The sequence below is a fragment of the Actinomyces glycerinitolerans genome (assembly GCF_900098745.1).
Lineage (GTDB): Bacteria > Actinomycetota > Actinomycetes > Actinomycetales > Actinomycetaceae > Actinomyces > Actinomyces glycerinitolerans.
This window is the reverse complement of sequence record NZ_FQTT01000006.1, coordinates 7003-11899: the sequence shown is the minus strand read 5'-3', so window position 1 is coordinate 11899 and position 4897 is coordinate 7003. Positions and strand designations below refer to the sequence as shown.

Sequence of the window (4897 nt, the reverse complement as noted above, 5' to 3'; positions counted from 1 at the left end):
CAGGTTGCCACATACCAGTAGCCCTCCTCGTCGTCCGCATAGGACTCATAATCGGGGTAACGAGCCTTCTGCTCCTCCAGCCCTTCCGGGTCGGGATTGTTATTGTTGCGGTGGTACATGTCGGATGCTGCGCCGTCTGGTGAATCAAGCCACTTAGCTGTCTCAGCTCCCGACAGACCCTCCATGTACCAGCAAACCGGATGCACGCTCGCCGTTACCGCCTGTGAGGAGACCGTGCCACCATCACCGCCGGAGCCGTCCGCCCCGGCCGGCGTGTACTGCGCAGACACCGCAATCTGCACCGAACCATCCCCGCCCTGCGAAACCGAACCAGAAGCCGCAGAAGACGAACCGACATCGGTATCGGTAGCTCCGCCTCCTAGAGCGGCGGCAGGGGCGCCGATGGTACCGAACCAGAGCCCCAAGGTCAGAACCAGGATGATTACCGGAATAAAGCGATTCATGGGTCACACCACGCATTCATTGGTGGAGAGCGTTTCCTCGACGGAGGATTTCCAGGTGTCATCTTCGCTCGTCATAGTGACTAGTATGTCGTAACGATAGTGCGATTCGTTCGTACTTATGTCTTGTCCTGACGCGTCGTATGTTGTGATGCCGGAAAGGTCTTCGCATACGCGCACTTCGGCTGTACTCTGGGAGGTGTCGAAGGTGACGACTGCCACTTCGCTGACCGCTATACGCACCGTTCCCTGATCTATCTTGCCGTTTAGGTTCTCGAAGTTCTCCGTTATGGTTGTCAGGACATCGCCGGTAGCAACGGCTTGTGCGTTTTCTATGCCGGTGCCGGTGAACCAGATGTTCCAGGTGACCTGGTCGTAGTTGATGAAGGCCTTCAGGACTTCGGTCTGCTGCTCGTCCAGGTCTTCAGGGATGGAGGTGACTTCGTAGCGGTCGGTGGACAGCGACTCCGCAGTGACTATGCCCGCGGCCTCTGCAGAAGCCGCGGCCGACGCGGACGCCGCCGCAGCGGCCGCGGACTCAGACGCCTCCGCCGACGCCGCCGCGTCCGGATCATAGGTGGGGATATTCAGGGGGTTGTCGTCCGAGTCGGAGGAGCATGCGGCGAGGGGTGTGCAGGTCAGGAGGAGGGCCAGCAGGCCTGCTGTCAGGCGGCGTCGGTGGGTGTCGGTGGGAGGGGGTGGGGTCCGCATGGTGGGTGGTCTCCTTGTTGGAGTGAGCGTCGGCTGGTGGCGGTGTTAGTTGTTGGGGGTGTTGGTGGGTGTGGGTGAGGGCAGGGGTGTGGGGTAGGCGTAGTAGGGGCGGGCTTGTTCCATGGTTTTGTCTAGGCCGGGGATGGGCTGGTCTTGGCAGAGCCAGGGGAGGGCTGATTGGGTCAGGGCGATGAGGTTTTCTCGCATGTCCCCTGCCATCAGCGAGCCGTGGTTGATGGTTAGGGCGAGGTAGTGGTCCCCGCAGGTGAACACGGTGCTGCCGTAGTCGTACTCGGCGCCGGGGCTGGAGGTGCGGGCCTCGCCCTGCCCGTCGATGCCGTCGAAGGTGAACGTGGATTCCTCCCGCCCCGAAGCCAGAAAATACCATGGGTCGCTGTCGTCGTACACGTACCAGAACTCCGAGGAAAAAACGATGCTTTCTCGGTCGGGATGCTCAACACGGCATTCAGAGGCTCTGATTGGGCTGCTGGGGTAGGTATCGATGGTGATGTTGGGGCCGAACATGGCGTGAAGGGATGAGTCGGGGATACCGGCGCAGGTGTACTTCTCGTCCTCACCGGTGGGTGCGGTGGTGGGTACTACCGCGGCTGTGGGTAGGGTGGTGGGCTGGTTGCCGGGTAGTAGGGAGCAGGCGGCCAGTGCCAGGCAGCAGGACATGAGTGCCACCAGGCTGGCTAGCGCGCGGCGTTGCGACGCGAATGGCATGCCGCGCCTTGCGCTCCTGCCCTGGTATTCGGCGGATTCGGCCGCGGGTGATGGTGCTGGTGGCATGGTAGGTCCTTTACGGGAGGATTGTTGCCTGACGCAGGTTGAGGTCTTGCTACCACTCGCCGTCCGGTTCAGCGTCTTCGCCATCGGGATTGGAAGCGTAGTACCCCTTGTTGAACTCATCTTCTCTGGTTTTGGTGAAGTCGAGGCCGGATTTTGTGGGGCTGTAGAGCTTTTTGCCGATCTCCTCCAGACCGACACCGAAGTCGTAATCGGTGAGTTGCTCTGGGGTCATGTTCTCGGTGAGGTTGTTGCCGTCCCGGTCGATGACTTTGAGGGAGTCGACACTGGTGCCGTCACGTTCGAGGGTGGCTTTGAGATCCTCAGGGGTGTATAGGCCGGAGTTGAGTAGGGCCAGGGTGATCTGGCGGTTGTTGTCGGCGGCCGCGGTGTTCCTGGCGTGTACCGCCTGGCTGCTGGCGTCCTCGGCGTTGTCGGTGCCGAAGGGATCGCTCACGTCGATACCGAGAGATGCCGCTGGGCCGACGACGGGTATGAGGCCGACCAGGGACGAGGCGATGGTGTTGGCGTCCTCGTTGGCGGAGTCCTTCTTCTTACCCAGGGCGATGAGCTGTTGGGCGGAGGCGCCGGCGAAGAAACCGTTGGTCCGACTCTGTGCCGTCACGGCGTTCTTGACGGCGGCGGTCTCACCGGTGGCGTTGTACTGGTTGACGGCGTCCTGGAGCTGCTGGGTGTGGTAGTCGGTCATGGCGCCGCCCAGGTGGGCCGAGGCCCACTGGTCCATGGTGACCTGGCCGATGAGGTTGGTCAGCGCCCTGTCTGTGAACTTCGGATAGTAGGTCGTGGTGCCGTCGGCGTTGACGTTGCTGCCCAGTGGTCCGCCCGTGTTGCCCAACTCGGTGGAGGCGTCTATGCCTTGGGGGTAGCGGGCCATGACCGCGGCGACGGACTGGCGGGCCTCGGGGGACAGGTTCAGGGGATCGGTGCCGGAGCCGAGGCCGTTGAGGATGCCGGAGGTGGCGGTGGTGCGGGCGGAGTCCTTGTACTGCCTGGCAGGGTCGGCCATGCCCGTGGAGGGGAGCCGGTCGATCTGGTTGGCGAGCATCGCCCAGTCGGCGGTCCAGGACTGGTTGTCCAGGCCGGTGGTCTCAATGAGCTGTTGGATGCGCCTGGCGTGCTCGAGGGACTGGGAGGTGGCGACCGGGGTGGTAGAGCCGTCCGGGTTGGTGACCAGCCACTCGGTGGCCACATCGGGGTTGCCGGTCATGGCATGCACCACCCCGAACAACGGGTTCGCGGCAGACCCGACCGGCTGTTTGGAGACGCTGGTGGGGTTCCAGAACTCGCTGTTCCATGGCTTGGCCTGCTCGGGGCTGTAGCTCTCCAGCCGGGTGGCGAGCGTGGCCAGGAGGGCGTCGTTGTAGTTGAGGCCGATGTCCTCGGGGGTGCCGTCGGAGTCGATGTCGGCGGGCCGGGACGCGGCGAGCATCTGGTTCAGCGAGGCAATACGCAGGTCCTTGCCCTTCTCCTCGGCGTAGTCCACCAGCCGGTTGGCGTAGGCCTCGGCCTTGGCGTCGTCCCAGGTCAGTGAGGCGGTGGCCAGCACGTGCCCCAGAGCATCAGCCAAGTCCTTGCCCGCGTTCGGACGGTCGCTGGTGGTGGTGCCCTGGAAATCAGACTTGGTAGTGAATTGATCCTGGATGTCGGTGGGTAGGTCCAGCAGGCGGCCGGGTCCGATGTTGTTAAGGATGGTGTTGGCGTATACCGAGTCGTCCTGATTGTTCTGGACGCGCTCGATGAGCTCGTCCCATTCTTCTGGGGTGCAGCCGTTGATGGAGTAGTCCACCATGGTCTGGGCGTCGGCGCGGGCCTGGTTGACCTTGTCCACCTGGTTGTACGTGGTGACGTTCTCGGCGGTGTCCTCGGTGCCTTCGGGCAGCCAGTAGCAGATCGTGCCGTCCGCGCCGGTGGTGGTTATGCCGCCCTCGTTAGCGGCCTTAGCAGCATCCAGACGCGCCTGCAGAGAGTTGATCTCAGTCTCCAGGGCGGCAGCGTGCTCGCCGGCCGTGTTGGAGCGCCCGCTCAGCTCGGCGGGATAGTCCTGTATCCGGTTGGTGCTGGTTACCGTCTCCCAGCTGGTCTCGGACTGGTCCTTGTAGTCGGTCAGCTTGTCGATGATGTCCTGGACGCTGTCGGCGTCAAGCGATACATAAGTCAATTGCTCACTGCCCCCACTTCGCGCGGTAGTCGTCCTCGTCGACATAGGTCGGCTCGGCCTCCCAGTCGTCACTGACTTCTACGGTGGCGTTGCGCAGGTTGGAGACCATGGAGTCGATGACCCCCACCAGCGTGTCGTGCATGGTGTCAGCCAGGGGAGACTGCCACACGCTCTCGGTCCCGCCCAGGCCTTGGGTCAGCAGGGCGGACTTCGGAGTCATACCCTCTGTGGCCGGATCCGCATCCAAGTCATCCTGAGCCTGCTCAAGCGCATCAACCACCCTCTTCAAAGCGAACTTCTTATAGTTATAGTCCTCCCCATCACCCGGCGGTGGGATAGGCGACGGGCTAGGTGTGGAGTAAGACATCAGTGGTCAGGTCCTTTCAAAGTGTTCGAGCGATACAGACCGGTGGAACGAGGCCCGGCCCATCAACCATCATCCTGGGTTTCAGGGTTGTTTGGTTGGTTGGGTGTTGAGGGTTTGGATCTCCGCCACGGGGATGGTGGTGGTTGTGGATGTGGTGTGAGTGTCCATCGAGCCCGAAGCGCCGTCGGTGGCGGTGTAGGTGATCGCGTAGGAGACCTTCACATCCACCGGGGTGACACTGTCCTTGAAGTGCGCGCTGGACCGGTTAAACACGATCAGGCAGTCCGTGCCCTTGGCGTCGTTCTCTTCAGTCCAGGGGATGCCGAAGCCGGTGCAGGTGGCGGTGCCGTCCTTGGGCTGGAGGGTCAGCATGGAGGCCGTGGCGGTGAT

Annotated in this window: 4 protein-coding genes and 2 pseudogenes; all 6 read right to left on the bottom strand. The window is 62.8% G+C overall.

Going from position 1 to position 4897, the window contains the following annotated elements:
- A pseudogene (locus ACGLYG10_RS15790) lies at nt 1-464 on the bottom strand (hypothetical protein); the annotation flags it as partial.
- A gap of 3 nt (nt 465-467) precedes the next feature.
- The gene (locus tag ACGLYG10_RS04165) at nt 468-1172 is read right to left on the bottom strand and encodes a hypothetical protein (protein ID WP_073328198.1); all 705 of its coding nucleotides are present in this window, start codon (nt 1170-1172) and stop codon (nt 468-470) included.
- 45 nt (nt 1173-1217) lie between these two features.
- The gene (locus tag ACGLYG10_RS16530; protein ID WP_244542570.1) at nt 1218-1898 is read right to left on the bottom strand and encodes a hypothetical protein; all 681 of its coding nucleotides are present in this window, start codon (nt 1896-1898) and stop codon (nt 1218-1220) included.
- Between the two features lie 115 nt (nt 1899-2013).
- Complete coding sequence (locus tag ACGLYG10_RS04155; RefSeq protein ID WP_083565487.1) at nt 2014-4140, bottom strand: DUF6571 family protein; 2127 nt, start codon at nt 4138-4140, stop codon at nt 2014-2016.
- A gap of 4 nt (nt 4141-4144) precedes the next feature.
- Entirely contained in the window at nt 4145-4360 is a 216-nt protein-coding gene (locus tag ACGLYG10_RS04150; protein ID WP_073328193.1) for a hypothetical protein, read from the bottom strand.
- A gap of 228 nt (nt 4361-4588) precedes the next feature.
- A pseudogene (locus ACGLYG10_RS04145) lies at nt 4589-4897 on the bottom strand (hypothetical protein); the annotation flags it as partial.

Bases quoted from the DNA above. Each gene is read 5' to 3' on its own strand.
- ACGLYG10_RS04165 (WP_073328198.1), bottom strand. From the start codon at position 1,172: ATGCGGACCCCACCCCCTCCCACCGACACCCACCGACGCCGCCTGACA.
- ACGLYG10_RS16530 (WP_244542570.1), bottom strand. From the start codon at position 1,898: ATGCCATTCGCGTCGCAACGCCGCGCGCTAGCCAGCCTGGTGGCACTC.
- ACGLYG10_RS04150 (WP_073328193.1), bottom strand. From the start codon at position 4,360: ATGACTCCGAAGTCCGCCCTGCTGACCCAAGGCCTGGGCGGGACCGAG.